This is a genomic window from Calidithermus terrae (assembly GCF_003574345.1).
Classification (GTDB): domain Bacteria; phylum Deinococcota; class Deinococci; order Deinococcales; family Thermaceae; genus Calidithermus; species Calidithermus chliarophilus.
In genome coordinates this window covers 1-18,458 of the sequence record NZ_QXDL01000070.1, presented here as the reverse complement: position 1 = coordinate 18,458, position 18,458 = coordinate 1, and the positions used below count along the sequence as shown (strand labels likewise).

At 69.6% G+C, this 18,458-nt stretch carries 19 protein-coding genes and 2 pseudogenes; 13 read left to right on the top strand and 8 right to left on the bottom strand.

Features of this window, described 5'->3' with window-relative positions:
• Positions 1–718, top strand: a 718-nt coding sequence (locus tag Mterra_RS09720) for a DUF1517 domain-containing protein (protein WP_119315025.1), incomplete at its 5' end; no start/stop codon positions are given.
• A 245-nt stretch (positions 719–963) separates the two neighbouring features.
• Here Mterra_RS09720 and Mterra_RS09715 read toward each other — a convergent pair.
• The 6 genes from Mterra_RS09715 to Mterra_RS09690 form a co-directional block, all read right to left on the bottom strand.
• Positions 964–1,431, bottom strand: coding sequence for a redoxin domain-containing protein (locus tag Mterra_RS09715; protein ID WP_119315024.1), 468 nt, complete (start codon positions 1,429–1,431; stop codon positions 964–966).
• Between the two features lie 283 nt (positions 1,432–1,714).
• Positions 1,715–3,040, bottom strand: a complete 1,326-nt coding sequence (locus Mterra_RS09710) for a bifunctional folylpolyglutamate synthase/dihydrofolate synthase (protein WP_119315023.1) — start codon at positions 3,038–3,040, stop codon at positions 1,715–1,717.
• A complete protein-coding gene (folB, locus tag Mterra_RS09705; RefSeq protein ID WP_027892409.1) occupies positions 3,037–3,390 on the bottom strand; it encodes a dihydroneopterin aldolase in 354 nt (117 codons plus the stop codon). The genes Mterra_RS09710 and folB overlap by 4 nt, the downstream gene beginning before the upstream one ends.
• Positions 3,383–4,171 carry a dihydropteroate synthase gene (folP, locus tag Mterra_RS09700; protein ID WP_119315026.1) on the bottom strand — a complete coding sequence of 263 codons (789 nt, stop codon included), beginning with the start codon at positions 4,169–4,171 and terminating at the stop codon, positions 3,383–3,385. The genes folB and folP overlap by 8 nt, the downstream gene beginning before the upstream one ends.
• A gap of 60 nt (positions 4,172–4,231) precedes the next feature.
• Positions 4,232–4,732, bottom strand: coding sequence for a hypothetical protein (locus Mterra_RS09695; protein WP_119315022.1), 501 nt, complete (start codon positions 4,730–4,732; stop codon positions 4,232–4,234).
• A gap of 185 nt (positions 4,733–4,917) precedes the next feature.
• Positions 4,918–6,864, bottom strand: coding sequence for an alpha-amylase family protein (locus tag Mterra_RS09690; RefSeq protein WP_119315021.1), 1,947 nt, complete (start codon positions 6,862–6,864; stop codon positions 4,918–4,920).
• Between the two features lie 105 nt (positions 6,865–6,969).
• Between Mterra_RS09690 and Mterra_RS09685 the strand changes: the two genes are divergently transcribed.
• The 7 genes from Mterra_RS09685 to Mterra_RS09655 all read left to right on the top strand — a co-directional run bounded on the left by Mterra_RS09685 (position 6,970) and on the right by Mterra_RS09655 (position 12,670).
• Positions 6,970–9,288: a DUF5995 family protein gene (locus Mterra_RS09685; protein ID WP_119315020.1), complete on the top strand. Its 2,319-nt coding sequence runs from the start codon at positions 6,970–6,972 to the stop codon at positions 9,286–9,288.
• A 3-nt stretch (positions 9,289–9,291) separates the two neighbouring features.
• Positions 9,292–9,921: a hypothetical protein gene (locus Mterra_RS09680; RefSeq protein WP_147372654.1), complete on the top strand. Its 630-nt coding sequence runs from the start codon at positions 9,292–9,294 to the stop codon at positions 9,919–9,921.
• A gap of 58 nt (positions 9,922–9,979) precedes the next feature.
• Positions 9,980–10,318: an Asp23/Gls24 family envelope stress response protein gene (locus tag Mterra_RS09675; RefSeq protein WP_119315018.1), complete on the top strand. Its 339-nt coding sequence runs from the start codon at positions 9,980–9,982 to the stop codon at positions 10,316–10,318.
• On the top strand, positions 10,308–10,757 hold the full coding sequence (gene nusB / locus Mterra_RS09670) for a transcription antitermination factor NusB (RefSeq protein ID WP_119315017.1): 450 nt from the start codon (positions 10,308–10,310) through the stop codon (positions 10,755–10,757). The genes Mterra_RS09675 and nusB overlap by 11 nt, the downstream gene beginning before the upstream one ends.
• 42 nt (positions 10,758–10,799) lie before the next feature.
• Positions 10,800–11,654, top strand: a complete 855-nt coding sequence (locus Mterra_RS09665; RefSeq protein WP_119315016.1) for a tetrahydrofolate dehydrogenase/cyclohydrolase catalytic domain-containing protein — start codon at positions 10,800–10,802, stop codon at positions 11,652–11,654.
• Between the two features lie 22 nt (positions 11,655–11,676).
• Positions 11,677–12,126 carry a divergent PAP2 family protein gene (locus Mterra_RS09660; RefSeq protein WP_119315015.1) on the top strand — a complete coding sequence of 150 codons (450 nt, stop codon included), beginning with the start codon at positions 11,677–11,679 and terminating at the stop codon, positions 12,124–12,126.
• 82 nt (positions 12,127–12,208) lie between these two features.
• Positions 12,209–12,670: a CAP domain-containing protein gene (locus tag Mterra_RS09655; protein ID WP_119315014.1), complete on the top strand. Its 462-nt coding sequence runs from the start codon at positions 12,209–12,211 to the stop codon at positions 12,668–12,670.
• A gap of 45 nt (positions 12,671–12,715) precedes the next feature.
• On the opposite strand, the gene Mterra_RS09650 is transcribed toward Mterra_RS09655, so the two are convergent.
• A complete protein-coding gene (locus Mterra_RS09650; RefSeq protein WP_119315013.1) occupies positions 12,716–12,961 on the bottom strand; it encodes a hypothetical protein in 246 nt (81 codons plus the stop codon).
• Between the two features lie 188 nt (positions 12,962–13,149).
• Between Mterra_RS09650 and Mterra_RS09645 the strand changes: the two genes are divergently transcribed.
• The 3 genes from Mterra_RS09645 to Mterra_RS09635 all read left to right on the top strand — a co-directional run bounded on the left by Mterra_RS09645 (position 13,150) and on the right by Mterra_RS09635 (position 16,837).
• Positions 13,150–13,449 (top strand): NIPSNAP family protein, encoded by a 300-nt coding sequence (locus tag Mterra_RS09645; RefSeq protein WP_027892420.1) that lies wholly within the window; start codon positions 13,150–13,152, stop codon positions 13,447–13,449.
• Between the two features lie 246 nt (positions 13,450–13,695).
• Positions 13,696–15,753 carry a (Fe-S)-binding protein gene (locus tag Mterra_RS09640; protein ID WP_119315012.1) on the top strand — a complete coding sequence of 686 codons (2,058 nt, stop codon included), beginning with the start codon at positions 13,696–13,698 and terminating at the stop codon, positions 15,751–15,753.
• A gap of 151 nt (positions 15,754–15,904) precedes the next feature.
• Positions 15,905–16,837, top strand: coding sequence for a VWA domain-containing protein (locus Mterra_RS09635; protein WP_119315011.1), 933 nt, complete (start codon positions 15,905–15,907; stop codon positions 16,835–16,837).
• Positions 16,838–16,941: 104 nt separating this feature from the next.
• Here the strand turns inward: Mterra_RS09635 and Mterra_RS09630 are convergent, their stop codons facing one another.
• A complete protein-coding gene (locus Mterra_RS09630) occupies positions 16,942–17,505 on the bottom strand; it encodes a hypothetical protein (RefSeq protein WP_119315010.1) in 564 nt (187 codons plus the stop codon).
• Positions 17,506–17,643: 138 nt separating this feature from the next.
• On the opposite strand from Mterra_RS09630, the pseudogene Mterra_RS09625 reads away from it, so the two are divergent.
• Positions 17,644–18,288: pseudogene (locus Mterra_RS09625) on the top strand (N-acetylmuramoyl-L-alanine amidase family protein); the annotation flags it as partial.
• A 44-nt stretch (positions 18,289–18,332) separates the two neighbouring features.
• Positions 18,333–18,458: pseudogene (locus Mterra_RS23130) on the top strand (tRNA pseudouridine(13) synthase TruD); the annotation flags it as partial.

The following is an 18,458-nucleotide window of genomic DNA, read 5'->3' as shown; positions in this document are numbered from 1 at the left end:
CCGCACCTACCCCCCGGTCTACATCCCTTCCACCCCCGGCTACGGCTACGGCGGCGGCACCGGCATCGCCTCCGTGGTGGTGATCATCGTCATCGGGGTGATCGCCCTGTCGGTCATCCAGGGGCTGCGGCGGGCCGGGGCCGCGGGCGGGGCCTACGGCAGCCTCCCCGAGGCCGAGGTGGCCCGCCTGCGCCTGGCCCTGCTGTACAGCCCCTCACTCCAGCGCACCCTGCGCCGCCTGGCCGAGAAGGCCGACACCGAGACCACCCAGGGCCTCGCCGACCTCGTGGACGAGGTGTGCGTGGTGCTGCTGCGCGAGCAGGCCGCGTGGCGCTTCGGGGGGTACGAGAGCTGGAAGGGCAGCCTGCGCGAGGCCGAGGGCCAGTTCGACCGCAGGATGGCCGAGGACCGCTCGAAGTTCGTGGAGACCTTCCGCAAGTTCGAGGGCAAGGTGGAGGCCCCCGGCGACTACACCCCCAAGGCCGAGCCCGACGGGCGCTACCTGCTGGTCTCGGTCCTCGTCGCCGCCCACGGCACGCTGCCCCCGGTGCCGCTCCCCCTGCGCGAGGCCGGGGCCAAAGCCGCCGTGATGGCCCTCTCGGCCACCACCCCCGTCACCACGCTGGCGGCTTACATCTCCTGGACCCCGGAGGCCGAGGGCGAGTCGCTGACGGAGCAGGACCTGCTCACGGGGTGGCCGGGGCTCGAGCTGCTCTAGCCGCTAGGGTCGATGGTCGATGGCTGATCGCTGATGGCCGAACGCCCAACGCCTTGGGTAGAGGCGGGCACAGGGCTGGCCCTTCGCTTACCCGAAACCTGTCATACCGGAATCAAAAAGATAATCATCCAAATCCAAAGATCCCAGAGGTTATCTTTTTGAATCCCAGAGCACACCCTTCGGTCGGCCGCCCCGCCTTGGCGGGGCGGCGTCACCGTTCGGTGACGAACTGACCGAATCCGGTATCAGACCAGCGCCTGGGCGGCTGCGGCGACTTCCTCGTAGGGCGGCTCCTGGGCGGGGACTTCGGCCACCCAGGCCCAGCGCACGCGGCCTCCGGCGTCGGTGACGTAGGCGGCGCGCTGGGAGAAGCCGGGGAGGCCCTTGAGGCTGATCTCGAGCCCCAGCGCCCGCGTGGCCTCGCGGTTGTAGTCGGAGAGGAGGGGGAACTCCAGGCCCAACTGCTTCGCGTAGGCCGCCAGCGTCCAGGGCGTGTCCACGCTGATGCCGAAAACCTGCGCCCCAAGCGCGTTGTACCGGGCGAGCCCGTCGCGAAAGGCGCACAGCTCCTTCTCGCACACGCGGGTGTGGGCAGCCGGGAAGAACAGCAGCACCGTAGGCCTACCCTGCACGAGCTCGAGCAGGCGCTTGGCCTCGGCGGTGACGGTGAACACGGTGACGTCAGGCAGGAGATCTCCAAGAGCAAAACCCATAGCGCCCCCAGATTACCGCCCGCCCGCGCCTAGGGGCTATGGTTAGCGTAAGCGGGAAGCTTTCAGCTATCAGCGGTCAGCCGTCAGCTCGTAGCCCGCGGTAGCCCCCTCCCCGTCCCTCCCCGCGGGCGGGGAGGGAGTATCCCCCCTAGCCCCCCTTGCTAAGGGGGGAACCAGGCGTCTCGCGTTTCGCGTCTTGCGTTCGGCGTAAGACGTACGACGTAGGACGTACGACGTACGACGTACGACCCGCGCCCCACGTCCGGCAACTCCCGCAGCGAGCCTACCCCCCCAGTGCCTGACTGCGGTACGGCTCCGGCAATTCGCCCACCGTGAGCAGCGAGCCGGTGAGGACGACGGGCTGGTCGGGGGAGGCGTGCTCGAGCGCCCGTTCCAGCGCCTCGGGGATGCTGGGGGCGGCTTCGGCGCGCAGGTGGAGGCGGCGGGCCGCCTCGAGCAATTCCTCCACGGGGCGGGGGCTGGTGCGGGGCTCGCTCACCCACAGGCGCTCGACGTGCTCGCGCAGGGGCGGCAGGAACTCGGCGGGGTCGTGGTTGGACTTCATGCCCACCACGAAGAGGGCCTTGCGGCCGGAGAAGGCGTGCTCGAGGGCTTCCGCCAGGGCGTGGGCGCCGTCTTGGTTGTGGGCGACGTCGAGCACCAGGGTGCGGGGCGGGTTGTGGAGCCACAAAATCTGGAAGCGGCCCGGCAGGCGGGCTTTCTCGAGGCCGCGCCGCAGGGCCTCGTCGGAGACCTCGAGCCCCCGGCCCCTCAGGAGGTTGAGCGTCGCGGCGGCCACGGCGGCGTTGGCGTGCTGGAAGGTGCCCCGCAGGGCGAGTTGCAGGCCGATGAGGGGCGTCTGGGGCAGCCAGACCGACAGCCCGCGGGCGTCGGAGGCGTAGTAGGCGTAGCCGTCGGCGCGGCGCAGGGCGGCGGGCTCCACCCGGTGCAGCGGGCACCCGCGCTCGCGGGCCACCTCGCGGATGGCCTCGAGCGCCTCCTCCTGCATCACGCCCGTCACCACCGGGACGCCCGGCTTGAGGATGCCGGCCTTCTCGAGCGCGATCTGGCGCAGGCTGTGCCCCAGCACCTCCTGGTGGTCGAGCCCGATGCTGGTGATGACGGCCGCCAGCGGCGGGGGGATGACGTTGGTGGCGTCGAGCCGCCCGCCCAGGCCCACCTCGAGCACCGCCACCTCCACCCCTTCCTCGGCGAAGTGGCCGAAGGCGGCCGCGGTGATCAGCTCGAACTCGGTGGTCGGGCCGTAGCGCTCGTCGCGGGCCAGCTCCTCGGCCACGGGCCTCAGGCGCTCCACCTGCCGGGCGAAGGCCTCGGGCGGGATCAGGGCGCCGTCCACCTGGATGCGCTCGCGGAAGTCGAAGAGGTGGGGGGAGAGGTAGTGGCCGGTGCGGTAGCCCGCCTCGCGCAGCGCCGAGGCGATGAAGGCGGTGGTCGAGCCCTTGCCGTTGGTCCCGGCCACGTGCACCGCGCGGAAGGCGGTGTGGGGGTCGCCCGCGCGGCGCAGCAGCTCGCGGAAGCGCTCGAGCCCGAGCCGGACGCCGAACTTCAGCAGCGAGGCGGTGTACTCCAGGGCCTCCGGGTAGGTCATCGCGCCCTCGTGGTCTCCACGAACACGTCCCGCACCACGCCGGGCAGGGGGGCGTGGGGCTTGTGCACCCGCACCACCAGGGTGCGGATCTCGCCGAAGCGCTCGAGGATGGCGTCGGCGAGGTGGTCGGCCAAGGCCTCGATGAGGTAGAAGCGCTGCTCGGTCGCCAGCTTCTGCACGAAGCGGAACACCGCGCCGTAGTCCACGGTGGAGCCGATGGCGTCGGGCTTGCCCTCGAAGGCCACCTCCATCTCCACGTCCACCACGAAGCGCGCCCCCAGCTTCTCCTCCTCGGCGTGCACGCCGTGGCGGGCGTAGAGCTCGATCCCGGCGAGCACGATCCTACCCACGCGCCACCTCCTGCGCCCCCAGGGCCTCCCACACCGCCAGCGCCTCGCGGTGGGCCTTCACGTCGTGGACGCGCAGCAGCCGCGCGCCCCGGCTCACCCCGAAGAGGTGGGCCGCCACCGTGCCCGCCACCCGCTGTTCGGCGGCCTCGACGCCGGTGAGGGCGCCGATGAAGCGCTTGCGGCTGGCCCCCAGCAGCACCGGGTGGCCCAGCGCCGCCAGCTCGTCCAGGCGGCGGATGAGCTCGAGGTTGTGCTCCAGCGTCTTGCCGAAGCCGATGCCGGGGTCGAGCACCACCTGGGGCACCCCTGCTCGCAGGGCTTTGTGCGCCTGGGCCTGCAGGAAGGCCCTCACCTCGCCCACCACGTCGGCGTAACGGGCGTGCTGCTGCATGGTGGCGGGGTCGGGGACGGGCATGTGCATGACGACGGCGGGGACCCCGTGGCGGGCGGCCAGTGCGGCCATGCGCTCGTCGCGCAGCCCGGTCACGTCGTTGAGCAGGTGTGCGCCAAGGGCCAGGGCCTCGGCGGCCACCTCCGGCTTGCGGGTGTCGATGCTGAGGGGCACCCCGAGCGGGAGGAGGGCCTCGAGCGCCGGCAGCACCCGGCGCTTCTCCTCCTCGGCGCTCACGGGCTCGGCGCCGGGGCGGGTGGACTCCCCGCCCAAGTCCAGCAGGTCGGCCCCTTCGGCCACCATCCGGCGGGCGTGCTCGAGGGCGGCCTGGGGCGTGGCGTAGCGGCCCCCGTCGGAGAAGGAGTCGGGGGTGAGGTTGAGCACCCCCATCAGCCGGGGCCTCGAGAGGTCGAGGGTGTGCTCGCGCAGGTGTAACCGCACGCGACTATGCTACCCGGCGGCAGCCCGGGTAGGAAACGGTTCCGGCAGCCCCAGCAACCCCGCGATGGCCGCGTGGCGCTGCCGCTCGCTGATGAAGCCCAGCCCCCGACGGCGCCCCAGCCACGACCGCAGGGCCTTGGCCTTCTCGGGGACGCCCAGCAACCCGGCCATCTCCCCGGCCTCGCGCCCCACCGCCCCCTCGCTGAACTCGGCGTAGGAGCACACCCGGCAGGCCAGGTGCATGGGGTTGGAGTCGTAGAAGTGCCGCTGCGAACCGTCCACGTAAACCCACAGCAGCAGCCGCTCGTCGTCCTGGTTGAGCACCGCGATCACCGGCTGGCCGGTGCAGCTCGAGAGCCCCTGCGCCTGCCGCTGGATCTGCTCCTCGCCGGGCTCCACCTCGACGACGGCGAAGCCCTGCCGCCGCTGCACGCTAAAACCCTGGTCGCTCAGGCAAAGCTCGAGCCGCTCGTTATCCCGCAGGGTGAGGGTGGCGTAGGAAGCGCCCATGACATCACCGTAGCACCAGCCGCGCGCGGAGAAAGGAAGCTGAGATGGGGCGTCGAGGGTCGAGGGCCAAGGGGTCTGGCGTACGACGTACGACGTAGGACGTATAGCGCCGGACGCGGGACGTACGCCCCCGCCCGGCGTTCGGCTATCTGCTATCCGCTATCGACCATCGGCCTCTTACCACCCTACACCTCATCCGTGATCCACAGCCGCGCATACGGCTCGAGCCGCACCAGGTGGCGCTCGATGGGCACGAGCTGGCCGCCGATGCGGTCGTGGGGCAGGCTCAGGCCCTGCTGCCAGAGCACCTCGGCGGGGTAGTACTGGACTTCTTCGCTGAAGTTGTAGAGCGCGACCAGGTTGCCCAGCGGGTGGCGGCGCACGTAGCCGAAGACGTGGGGGTTGCGCGGCTCGAGGATCTGCGCCTCGATGGCGGCGTGGAAGTGGGGGGTGGCGCGGCGCACGCGGATGAGGTGCAGCAGGCCGTGGTACATGCGGCCCTCGGTCGAGGCGGGGTCGGCCTTGGCGCGGGCGGCCTTGTCCCAGTCCATGTGCGGGCGGTGGACCCAGCGGTTGTCCTCGGCGTGCTCGGGCTCCTCGAGGTAGGAGTAGTCGTTGAGCAGGGCCAGCTCGTCGCCCATGTACAGCAGGGGGATCCCGCCGAAGCCCAGCACCACCGCGTGGCCCAGCAGCAGGCGCTCGAGGCTGAGGTGAACCTGCCGGGGGTCGTTCTGTTCGAGGGCCTGCTCGAGGCCCGCCAGGCTGGCCCCCGAGCCCGAGATGCGCCGGTCGCCGGTGCGGGGGTTTTCCTGGAAGACCAGCCCCCGGCTGGGGGAAGTGGGGAAGCGCCCGGAGTAGTAATCGGAGAGGAAGCGCCGGTGGGCCTCGCCGGAGAGCCCCACCCGCGCCGCGTCGTCGTCGGCGATGGCCCAGCCGATGTCGTCGTGGCAGCGCAAATAGGTGTTCCAGGCGGTGTTGGTGGGCTTTACAGGGAAGCGGCGCAGGGCCTCGCTCATCAGCCGCACGTCGCGCGAGGCCAGGCTCGACCAGATCTGCACCATCAGGCTGTTGTGGTAGGCGGTGTCGCTGACCAGGCCGAAGTGTTCGCCCTGGCCCAGGTAGTGGATCAGGTCGTCGGGGGCCACGATGGCCTCGGCCTTGAACAGCACTGCCGGGGCCACGACGCGGGCCACGGCGCGCAGGGCCTGGGTGATGGCGTGCACCTCCGGCTGGTTCTGGCAGTTCGTACCCAGGCGCTTCCAGATGAAGGCGATGGCATCCAGGCGGAAGACCTCCACGCCCCGGTTGGCGAGCCAGAGGATGAGGTCGGCGAACTCGAGGAAGACCGCGGGGTTGGCCCAGTTGAGGTCCCACTGCCAGCGGTTGAAGGTCGTCCACACCCACTTGCCGCTCGCCTCGTCGAAGGTGAAGTTGCCCGGGGCGAAGTCGGGGAAGACCTCGGGCAGGGTCTTCTCGTACTCGTCGGGGAGGGTGCGGTCGGGGAACATGTGGAAGTAGTGCTGGTACCTCGCCTCGCCCGCCCGGGCCCGCACCGCCCACTCGTGCTCCTGGGCCACGTGGTTGAGGACCAGGTCGCAGCACAGCGCGATGCCCCGCGCGCGCAGCTTGGCGGTGAGGGCCTCGAGGTCGTCCATGCTGCCCAGGTCCTCGCGCACGGCGCGGTAGTCCATCACCGCGTAGCCGCCGTCGTGGGGGGCCGGGCGCGGCTTGAGGAAGGGCATGAGGTGGAGGTAGCGCACGCCGAGCTCCTCGAGGTAGTCCAGCCGCTCCTCGATGCCCTTGAGCGTCCCGGCGAAGCGCTCGGTGTAGGCCACGTAGGCGATCATCTCCGGGCGCTGGAACCAGTCGGGGGCCAGCAGGCGGTGGGCGTCGAGGCGCTTGAGGCCGGCGGGGCGGGCGCGGTGGGCGGCGGTGAGGACGGGGAGCAGCCGCTCGAGCAGCCCCTCCACGTCGGGGTACACCGCCGCCAGGCCGGCGTGGAGGTCGGGCAGGTAGCGCTCCAGGCGCAGGCTGAAGGTCTCGAGGTCGCTGCCCGAGAGGTCGCTCTCGGCCTGGACCAGCAGGCGCTCGAGCAGGGGGCGCAGTTCGGCAGGGAGCGGGGTGGAGAACATCGGTCATTCAGGCTACTGCAAAGGCTACGCTCCCCGAAAGCACCCCGGAAAACCACTCCTTACGTTAAGGGAAAATACAGAATCAATCCTGCTAAACTGGACAGCATGGGTCGCCAGTACGACCACGGCCGTTCGTACGACGGTCATCGACACGTTTCAAGCTACCGCCCTCACCGGGAGGAGCTCAGCCCTGAGCAGCAGCGCGCCCTGGAGCAGCACCGGGAAGAGTACCGTCAGCGCCAGGCGGCCCGGGAGGCCGAGCAGGCCCGCCGGCAGGCCTTCCGCGAGAAACACCCCCAGCGCTGGACTTACGTGTGCCAGACTTCCATCGCCGGGCAGCCTTGCACCCTGACCCTACGAAGCCTCGACGGCGAGCTCGAGGGCCGCGTGAGCTACCCCGCGCAGGGCTACGTCACCCGCTTGGAGGGCCGGCTCGAGGAGGGATCCGTCACCCTCACCGAGCGCAACGCCCAGGGCCGGCGCTTGGGGGAACTGCGCCTCGAGGCCCGCGACCTGGGGCGCTTGCTCGAGCGCGGCCACCTCCCCGCCCGCTGGCGACCGGCCGGGGGTGGCCGGGTGGAAGAGGTGTACCTGCGCCTGGAGCGCGAGCACCTGCCGCTAGACGGCAACCTCCTGACCCTGCCGGAGGTGGTCGCGGCCCCAGCCCCCAAGGCCCGCCCTTCCCCTTCCCGCCCGCAGGGCCAACCGGCAGGCGAGGGCCTCGAGCGCAAGGCCCAGCGCCTCGCCGAAAACCTCGCCTCGGCGGGAGGCGGCCGGGCCGCCGCTGCCGCCGAACTGGCCGCCTACCCGGACGCCGAGCGCGAAGGGGTGTTGCGCTACCTCCAGGAGAAAGCTCCCAAGGCCTTCGCCGAAGCCCTCCGCCTGGGCTATTCCCTGCTGCCTGTCGCCGGGCTGCAAGCCCAGAGCGCCCCACCGCCCGCCCGCACCTGGCGTGAGACGGGCCGCCTCAAGGGCAACCCTCCGGTACGCAGCGAAACCGAACCTCCCAACAAGAACATCGTCGAGGACGAGCGGGAGTACAAAGCCATGCTCGCCAGCGCCCAGGCCCTGCTGCAAGAACAGCGCAGCCGCGCCCGCCGGATGCTCTCCCCCGACGCAAAGCAAGTCCTGGACTACCGCTACTGGTTCGCCCAGGTCTACGGCCACGTCACCGAGAACGAAATCCTCTTCGCCCAGGAGCGCACCTACTACTACCCCACCTACGTGCTGTGGTGCGTGCTCTACTTCGACAAGCTCTACGAGGACAACCTGAGAGCCGTCGCCGGCAAGCAGGAGCCCCACTGGCGCGAAGCCTTCAAGACCGCCACCGCCCAGAAGCAGATGGAGGGCATCCCCGGCCAGGTCGGCAAGATCGTCTTCTCGCTGGTGGCCTCCATGCTGGCCCACATCCGCTTCGACCTCCCCCGCGCCGAGGCCTGGGTCTTCGAGCGCTACCGGGACGCCTACGGGGCCCGCCTCGAGGACTTCCGCCCCGACTTCTTCGCCATGGGCGGCGTCTTCGACAACGCGACCCGCCAGATGTTCGCCGACATCGAGCGCCTGCTGCGCCTCATGGGGACTTCCTTCGACGTAGAGCTTGCCAAGTTGTTCAAGCAGGGCGGTCTCTCCGAACACGCCATGCGCGACCTGCTGGGGGCCAGCATGAACCGCGAACGCCTGGCGACCTGGCACCGCGCCGAGCGGATGGTGGCCGAGGGCAAGGCGGGCGAGGACCCCTACCGGCTGCAAAACGAGCGCCTGGTGGGCGACGTCACCCGCAAGGACCACCTCTCGGGAACCGTCGGGGCCATCGGCGTCAACCGGCCCGGCCTCGAGGGCATCACCAACAGCAACGCCGTTGACCACGTTCTCGGCTACCTCAAGGCGGGCAACAATGCCATCGGTAGCCTCCTCCTTGACGGGCTGGACGACCTCATCGGCGGGCTGGTCGGCCAGGCTTCGGTCTCGGACGAAGCCATCCGCTCCTGGGACTTCTACAAGCGCTCCACGCTCCTCATGGAGTTCCAGAAGGGCGAGATCGCCCAGGCCGCCCTCCTCGGCAGCCCCGGCTCCCCGGGCTTGGCCCAGGACTTCATGCTGCGGATTGTGGAGGCCTCGAGGCAGATTGGCGACTTGGTGCTCCTGATCGATAGCGTGGACGCTTACTCGCTGGTGCGGCTGTTCGACGGGGAGCGGAGAGAGCGGCTGGAACGCCTGTTGGCTCGGGAATACTACCCCAAGCTCACCCTGATGAACGCGGCTAACCAGATTGCCAAGTGGATGGAGGCGGGCACAGAAGAGATAAATAAACAATCTGCACGCATAGTTTATCTCTATAGCGCCCAAAGCCCAGAGAAGAAAACGCGCTTGGATGAGGTGTTGACTCAGCGCTACAACATCCAGCCAAAGCAATTCTTGAGGTAAGCCATGCAGCGATCCGTGCTAACGACCTTAGTCATAGTGGCCGTGCTCGGCGTGGCCGGGGGGGTGCTCATGCTCTCGCGAAGCGGTTCCCACGTCTACACCGACGATCTCAGCGACCCGGTGGAGGTCGCCGACAGCTACATCCACGCCCTGCTGCGGAAGGACCTGGTGCGCGTCGCCTACTACTGGACGGGGGACCTGAAGGCCTACGAGAACTCCTTCTTCGGCCGCTTCACCCCCTCGGTGCTGCGCATGGCCCGGCGGGAGGCCCTGCCGCTGGAGAACTACCGCTGGAGGCTGGGCCCGGCGCGCGTGGAGGGGGACGTGGCCTTCGTGAGGGTGGAGCTGGAGATCATCGACACCACCGCGATCGCGGCGAGGTATGAGGAATTAAGGGGGCTTCGCCCCGACAAGGACGGCAGGATGCCGGACGGGCCCCCGGACCCCAACCTCACCGTCGAAGAGGCCTGGAGGCTCGCCCGCAACGACCCCAGCGTGGGGTGGGACCGCTTCGAGCACGACCTGAGGCTCAACCGCACCGCGAAGGGCTGGCTCATCGACATGGAGGCCGACGACCGCCTCATCACCATCCTCTACCGGGGGTACGACCCCGACGCCGAGCCGGACCGCTAAGCCTTTCTCGGGCCATAGTTGAGGCTACGTATTCCGCTCGCGGCTTTATGATAGCCCTATGGTGGATTACGACCTTTCCGACAACGCCTTGGTGGGGCTGGTGACCCTGGCCCTCGAGGGCGCGCAGGGGCTGCGCCTGGCCCAATCCGGGGCCCGCAGCGTGGGGGAGATGATCTCCGGGCGGCGCGGCAAGCCGGTGCGCGTCGAGCGCGAGGGCGACTCCTTAAGCGTTGACCTCAACGTGTGCGTGGACTACGGCCACCCCATCCCCGAGCTCGCCAAGAACGCCCAGCGCACCGTGGCCGAGGCCCTGAGCGCCTCGACCGGGCTCAAGGTGCGGTCCGTGAACCTCACGGTGGTGGCGGTGGAGTACCGGGAGGGCGGCAGTGCGGCGTAAAGCGCGCGAACTGGCCTTCAAGGTGCTCTTCGAGTACACCAACGGCGGGGGCGACCTCGAGGCCGCCTGGAGCCACGCCACCCAGGACCTCGAGGGCGACGACGAGACCTACGGCGACCCGCTCGACCGGGAGAGCCTGGACTTCGCCCGCAAGCTGATCGAGGGCTACGGGCGCGAGGCCGCCGCCGTGGACGGGGTGCTCGAGGCCACCATCGAGGGCTGGAGCTTCGGCCAGATGGCTAAGACCGACCTCGCCATCCTGCGGCTCACCGCCTACGAGATGCTCTTCGAGAAGACCCCCCACCCGCCCCTGATCGAGGTCGCGGTCAAGATCGCCAAGCGCTACGGCGGGGAGGACTCGGGCCGCTTCGTCAACGGCGTGCTGGCCCGCCTGCTCAAGCGCATCGAGGCCGGGGAGGTCCCGACCGCCTCGAGATAACCCCGCGAACACCTAGCCCCGTCCCCAACGAGGAGTGCCTTCATGCTCGAACTTGCCGGCCCCCCCGTGGCCGAAGCCGTCTACGAAGAACTCAAGGCCGAGCTCGCCCGCCTGCCCTACGTGCCCCACCTGCGGGTCGTGCGGGTGGGGGAAGACCCCGCCTCCGTCTCCTACGTGCGGCTCAAGGACCGCCAGGCCAAGAAGCTCGGCCTCAGCAGCCAGGTTGACGTGTTCCCCGAAGCCACCAGCGAGGCGGCGCTGCTCGAGCACGTCGCCCGCCTCAACGCCGACGACGGGATCGACGGCATCCTGGTGCAGTTCCCCACCCCCAAGCAGATCCGACAACAGGCGGTGCTCGAGGCCATCGACCCCGCCAAGGACGTCGATGGGCTCACCCCCGTGAGCGCGGGGCGGCTGTGGGGCGGGCAGGAGGCGCTCGAGTCGTGCACCCCGGCGGGGATCATGCGCATGCTCAAGCACTACGGCATCTCGCCGGCGGGCAAGGAAGTGGTCATCGTCAACCGCTCGAACCTGGTGGGCAAGCCCCTCGCCGCCATGATGCTGCGCGAGAACGCCACCGTGACCATCGCCCACTCCCGCACCCCCCACATGGCTGAGGTGACGCGCCGGGCCGAGATCCTGGTGACGGCGGTGGGCCGGGCGGGGTTCGTCACCCCCGACATGGTGCGCCCCGGCGCGGTGGTCGTGGACGTGAGCGTGAACCGGGTGGGCCGCAACGAGCAGGGCCGCGACGTCCTGGTGGGCGACTGCACCCCCGAGGTGGCGCAGGTGGCCTCGGCGCTCACCCCGGTGCCTGGCGGGGTGGGCCCCATGACCGTAGCCATGCTGCTGTTCAACACCGTCAAGGCGGCCGTGCGCCGCCGGGGCACCTTGTAAAATAGCCCGGGTTGACCCGCGTATGGCCGAACTTCTCTCCAATCAGGTGCTCTGGACGGCCCTCTTGGCCAGCGCCCTGGCCCAGGTCCTCAAGCTGTTCATCTACTACTTCGTCGAGCGCCGCTGGGAGTGGGAACGGCTGATGGAGACCGGCGGGATGCCCTCCTCCCACTCCGCGACCGTCGTCGCGCTGGCTGTGGGCATCGGCATGACCGAGGGCTGGGGCAGCACCTACTTCGCCATCGCCGTGGTGATCGCCACCATCGTGATGTACGACGCCACCGGCATCCGCCGCGCCGCCGGGATGCACGCCGCCCGCCTCAACGACCTTTTCGAGGAGCTGCGCACCGTCATCCAGCGCGGCCCCGAGCAGGAGCCCTTGAAGGAGCTTCTGGGACACACCTACCTCGAGGTCACCGTAGGGGCCATCTTGGGCGGGGTTTTCGCCTGGCTGAGCTTTAACCTTTTTTGATTCAAACCCAGCACCCCGGTCCTGAACTTCCCGCCCCGGGCAGGGGAGGGTATACTCGGCGGGTCATCCGAGGAGAGGGGCCATGGGGCGCTGGATCGTTTTGGGATTTCTGCTGCTGTGCGGCTTTTCTTTCGCCGCTTCGCTCGAGACCCAGGTGATGAGCCTGATCAACCAGGCCCGCGCGCAGGGCGTGCGCTGCCCCGGCGGCGGGGGCGGTTTCAAGCTCCCGGCGCTCAGGTACGACCCGGTGCTGGCGAAGGTGGCGCTGGGCCACGCCCTCAACATGGGCCGCAACGGCTTCCTCTCCCACTACTACGGCGGCGTAGGCCCGCGGGTGCGGGTGAGCCGCGCCGGGTACCGCTACAGCCGCATGTCGGAGATCATCTTCAAAGGAAGCAGCCCCAGCCCGGCCAAGGCGGTGCGCTGGTGGCTGCGCTCGGGCGTGCACTGCCGCGCCATCATGAACCCCTACTACAAGGAGTTCGGCGCGGGCTTCTCCCGCGTGGGCAACGCCTGGGCCGTGGTGCTGGCCCAGCCCCGCTGAGCGGTCGCGGGCCGGGCAAACACGGCCGCTCACTCGCCCCGCGGCTCAGGGCGTCCTGCGGTTGGCGATCGTGATCAGCACGTAGAACGCGATGCTCTGAAGCACGGGGAAGGAGAGCAGGGTCAGGCCCCCCGGCTTCCAGGCGAACAGCAGGACGGGGATGAGGGTGCCCACCACCGGGATCCAGATCAGGCTGGTGAGGTTGCGGGCTTTGAGCAGGCGGTAGGCGGTGTAGAGGTTGAAGGCCGAGAAGGCCAGCAGCAAGAACCAGGCGACGGCGACAGTACTCATGGTTTCGTGGGGCCTGAAGTGGCCCTGTCCTTTCGCCGCTCATTATCCCTTATCCCCGGCCCTGCCCCGCCTCTGGAATGGGCCCAACCGTCTGCGTGGCGCGGGAGTATCCTCGAGTCCTACCCCCAACCCCCCGCCCCTGACCGGGCCGGAGGCGACGCGCATCAGCGAGAACCGAGGAGGTCGCCATGATCGTGGTTCGGGACGTATTCCATCTCCACTTCGGCAAGACCCGCGACGCTTTGGCCCTGATGAAGGAGGGCCGGGCCATCGAGCAGCGCATGGGCTACCCGCTCTCGAGGGTGCTGGTGGACATGACCGGCACCTACTACACCCTCGTCAACGAGAGCCACTTCGAAAGCCTCGCCGACCTCGAGGCCGTCCTGGGCAAGATGGGCCAAGACCCCGACTGGCGGGCCTGGTACGCCCGCTTCGTGCCCCTGGTGCGGGAGGGAAGGCGCGAGGTTTACCGGGTGGTGGAGGTGTAGGAAGCCGTCAGCTCGTGGCCCGTCGCTGCCCCACCCCGTCCCTCCCCGCGGGCGGGGAGGGTTTATCCCCCCTGGCCCCCCTTGCTAAGGGGGGAACAAGTCGTCTTGCGTCTTGCGTACGACGTAGGACGTACGACGCACGACCCGCGCCCCGCGCCCGGCGTTAGGCCATCCACCCCCCACACGCTAGACTGTAGAGGAGTTCAGGGTATAATCTTATACCGAGTATAAGTTTTTGGAGGCTTGATGCTGAGCGTACCCGAAAAAATCCTCTTCGTGCTCGCGGTGGCCGCCACGGCCTACTTCGGGGGGATGGCCTTCTACCGGGTGTACCGGGCCGTCCTCCGGGGGAAGCCGGAGAACCGCTTCGACAACCTTCCCGCCCGCATCGGCAGGGGGCTTTGGCTGACCCTGACCATGCAGACGGTGTTCAAAAAGCGGCCTCTGGTCTCCTTGCTGCACGCCTTCGTGTTCTACGGCTTCGTCTACTACCTGCTGCTCAACGTGCTCGACGTGGTCGAGGGCTTGTTCCCGGTGGTGCTGCGCGGGGGGTTTTGGAACGGGGTCAACCTCACGGGCGACGTCCTCACCGCCCTGATCCTCCTCGGCATCATCGGGCTGTGGATCCGGCGGAACACCGCGCCGGGGCGGCGCACCTTTAGCTGGCGCGAGAAGACGCCCATCCACGAGAAAGCACCCGGGGGCATCCGCCGCGACTCGCTGATCGTGAGCGCCTTCATCACCTTCCACGTGGGCTCGAGGCTGCTGCACAAGTCGGCGCAGGCCGCCGACGAGGGCCCCGACCCCTTCCAGCCGGTGGCCTCGGCGGTGGGCAACCTGCTGGGCTACCTCGACGGGCGGGAGATCGTCTTCCTCGAGCACTTCTTCTGGTGGGGTGCTTTGGGCTCGATCATGCTCTTCGTCCCCTACTTCGCCCGCTCCAAGCACATCCACCTCTTCCTCGCGCCCATCAACATCGCGCTCAAGAAGGAGAAGCCGGGGGCGCTGCTGCCCATCGCCAAGGACTTCGAAGAGCTGGAGAAGATGGAGAAGTTCGGCGTCGCCAAGCTCGAGGACTTCACCTGGCCCCGCCTGCTCGACGCGTATAGCTGCATCCAGTGCAACCGCTGCCAGGACGTGTGCCCGGCCTACGCCACCGGCAAGGCGCTCTCGCCCGCCGCCATCCTCATCTCCGAGCGCTACGAGCTCAACCAGATCCTGCCCGCCTTCGCCGCCGGGGGGGAGAGCCCGCGCCCGCTCCTCGACTTCGCCACCAACGAGGAGAGCGTGTGGGCGTGCACCACCTGCAACGCCTGCGTCGAGGTCTGCCCGGTGGGCAACGAGCAGATGCTGCACATCATCGACATCCGCCGCGAGCGGGTGATGATGCAGGGCGAGTTCCCGGCCCAGCTCGGGCAAGCTTTCCGCGGCATGGAGCGCAACGGCAACCCCTGGAACATCGGCCAGGACAAGCGCATGGCCTGGGCCGAGGGCCTGCCCTTCGAGGTCAGGACCGTATCCCAGAACCCCGAGGCCGACGTGCTCTACTGGGTGGGCTGCGCCCCGAGCTACGACCCCCGCGCCCAGAAGACCGCCCGGGCCTTCGCCGAGATCCTGCACGAGTCGGGCGTGAACTGGGCGGTGCTGGGCAAGCAGGAGAAGTGCACCGGCGACGCGGCGCGGCGGGCGGGCAACGAGTTCTTGTTCATGCAGCTCGCCACCGAGAACGTCGAGACGCTGAACGCGGTCATGGAGGCCAAGCCCAAGACCATCGTCACCACCTGCCCCCACTGCTTCCACACCATCGCCAACGAGTACAAGGACTTCGGCGGCCACTACACCGTCAAGCACCACAGCGAGTACATCGCCGAGCTCATCGACGCCAAGCGCCTGCAGCCTTTGCCCATGGACGGCGACTCGAGCGTCACCTACCACGACCCCTGCTACTTAGGCCGCCACAACGGGGTCTTCGACGAGCCCCGCGAGGTGCTCAAGGACGTGGGGCTCAAGCTCAGCGAGCCGCCCCGGCACGGCAAGAACTCCTTCTGCTGCGGCGCGGGCGGTGCCCAGTTCTGGAAGGAGGAGGAGCCCGGCGCCGAGCGCGTGAGCACCAACCGCTACCGCGAGCTCAAGGCCACCGGCGCCGCCACCATCGCGGTGGGTTGCCCCTTCTGCATGCAGATGATGAACGTGGAGACCGCACAGGAGCCTGAGGGCCAAGCCCCGCAGGTGCTCGACATCTCCGAGCTGGTGCTTCAGGGCATCCGCAAGAGCAAGGAAACTCCCGCGGAAGCCACCGACTGAGCCTGCCGGGCGGCTTCACGTGCAGGGGCGGTCCACGGACCGCCCCGGCTTTTTTGGCTCCCGGCTCCGTCACGCGGCGAATTAGGTAAATCCGCCTACACTCGAGCCTTCACCAAACCTACAAACTCGAGCGGTACTCTCAGGGGTAACTATGGATTTTCAAGCGCCGCAGTTGCTGCTGTTGCTGCTGGTTTTGCCCATTCTGGTATGGGAGTACCGCCGCAGAATCGCCAAAGCGACGTCCAGCGCTTACGTCTTATTCCCCGACCCCAAGCAGTTCACGGCCCTGCCCCGCTCGGCCTGGAAGCGCCACCTGGGGGCGGGGCTGTACCTGCTGGCTTTGGCGCTGGGCGTCGTGGCCCTGGCCCGGCCCCAGGCCAGCGTGCTGATGCCCGACAACCTGGCGGGGGTGGTGCTGACCATCGACATCAGCCTGTCCATGCGGGCCACCGACATCGAGCCCAGCCGCCTGGAGGCCGCCAAGACCGCGGCTCAGACCTTCGTGAAGGCCCTGCCCCCCGGCGCTAAAGTGGCGCTGGTGAGCTTCGCCGGGTACGCCAGCACCGTGGTCCCCCTCACCGCCGACCACGCGCGGGTGCTCGAGCAGATCGACAGCCTCGAGCTCGCCCGCCGCACGGCCATCGGCGAGGGGCTGCGGGAGAGCCTTTCGCAGTTCCCGCTCGACGAGGCGGGCAAGCCGCTGGGGCCCTCGACCGTGGTGCTGCTGTCGGACGGGCGCAACAACTGGGGAGTCGAGCCGCTCGAGGTCGTCGAGGAGGCCAAGGCCATGGGCGTGGTGGTGCACACCATCGGCCTGGGCCGCCGCCAGGGCGAGGAGGACTGGACCTCCAGCAACTGGATGGCCTTCGACGAGGAGACCCTGCGGGCCATCGCCGAGGCCACGGGCGGGGAGTACTACGCGGCCGAGTCGGCCCAGGCGCTCATGGACGCCTACCGCAAGCTGGGCAAGGCGGTGGGGTGGAAGCCCACCCGCACCGAGGTCAGCGGCCTGCTGACCTTCCTCGCCGGGCTCACGCTGGCCTCGAGCCTGGTGGTGTCCAGCCTGCGGCGCAGGGTGGTCTGAGCCCGGCCGGCTCAGAGCGGTTCCCACGAATACCCCACACGGCCCGGTTGGCCGTGTGGGGTAAAGCACCCGCCGATCCCGGCGGGTGCTTGTGGGAAACGCGATCAGAAGCCGCCGTCGAGCTCGAGCCAGAGCTGCTCGAGCCGGAATTGCAGGTCGCGCAGCTCGAGCTCGGGCTTCGCCTCGAGGCCGAGCGCGGCCAGGGCCTCGCGCAGCCGGGGCTCCTGGCGCAGCCGCTCCCGCAGGGGGGTGAGGCGGAGTTCGAGGGTCCGGTCGGGGCCCGGGCTGAGCAGGCCCGGCAGCCGCCGGTTGGCCTGGGCGATGGCTACCTCGAGCACCTTCGCCGGGGCCAGGTTGAGCAGCATGGCCCCGGGGAAGCCGCCCGCGTGCAGGTGCTCGACCCGCAGCCGCAGGGTCTGGGTAGGGGCGTCGAAGCCGAGGTGCCGCAGCCGCAGCTCGGCGTGGGGGCCGCTGGCGAAGCCCACGCCCAGGCGCAGCAGCCCCGGCTCCAGCCGCAGCTCGCGCACCTCCCCGCCGTGCAGCCGCCCCAGTGAAAGCCGCAGGGCCCGCACCTCCAAGGGCAGGTCGAGGCCCCGGAGGGGCTGGGCGAGGAGGTGAGCGAGGAGGGCTTGGGTGAGCTCGAGGGTCAGCGAGGCCCGCAGGTGCATGAGGCCGATTATTCCCCAGCCCGGCGTGACGCGGCTGAGAAGGGGGCTGCCGGTGTCTGAGAGCCGCCTTAAGGCCAGGTGAAAACCCCGCTTCACCCCAAGGCGAGCGCCCCGCGCATACACTGGACCCGGGAAGCCATGCTCAGAACCGCACTGATCGGCCTCATCGCCCTGGCCTCCCTGGCCGGGGCCGTCCAGCTCAGCCCTCCGCGCATCGGCGACCACCCCGGCTACACCCGGGTGGTGCTGGACGTCCCGCCCCGGGCGACGTTCCGGCTCGAGCCCCTGGGCCCCGCGCTGCGGCTCACCCTGCCGGGCCAGAGCGTGCGGCCCGCCATCAAGCAGGTCGGCACGCCCGAGCTCAGCGGCTACGTGCTCGAGCAGAAGGGCTCCGACGCGGTGGTCACCCTGCTCACGCCGCAGGGGGTGGGCAGGAGCTGGGGCTTCCGCAAGACCGGGCTGGCCCCGGCGGCGGGCCAGCAGGGCGAGCGGCTGGTGCTCGACATCTCGGGCGCCTTCGTGGACCCTGCCCCCCTGCCGCAGTTGCCCCCGTTCAGCTTCGTCAAGGCTTCCGGGCGGCTGTTCTCGGTGGTGCTCGACCCCGGCCACGGCGGCCCCGACCCCGGGGCCATCGGGTTGGTGACCGAGAAGGCGGTCAACCTCGAGGTCGCCCGCCGGGTGGGCAGCCTGCTGCGGGCTGCCGGGATCGAGGTGACCTACACCCGCGAGGACGACCGCGCCTTCTCCGCCGACAAGCGCACCGACCTCTCCAAGCGGGTGGCGCTGGCCCAGGGCAAGCACCTCTTCGTCTCGATCCACGCCAACGCCGCGCCCAGCGCTTCGAGATCAGCGCCACCGGCCCGCTTTACGGCAAGAAGTACCGCGAGGCCGAGGGCGAAGCCCGCGCCCTCGAGGACCGCGTCCTCTCCCGCTACGCCCTCAGCCGCGAGCAG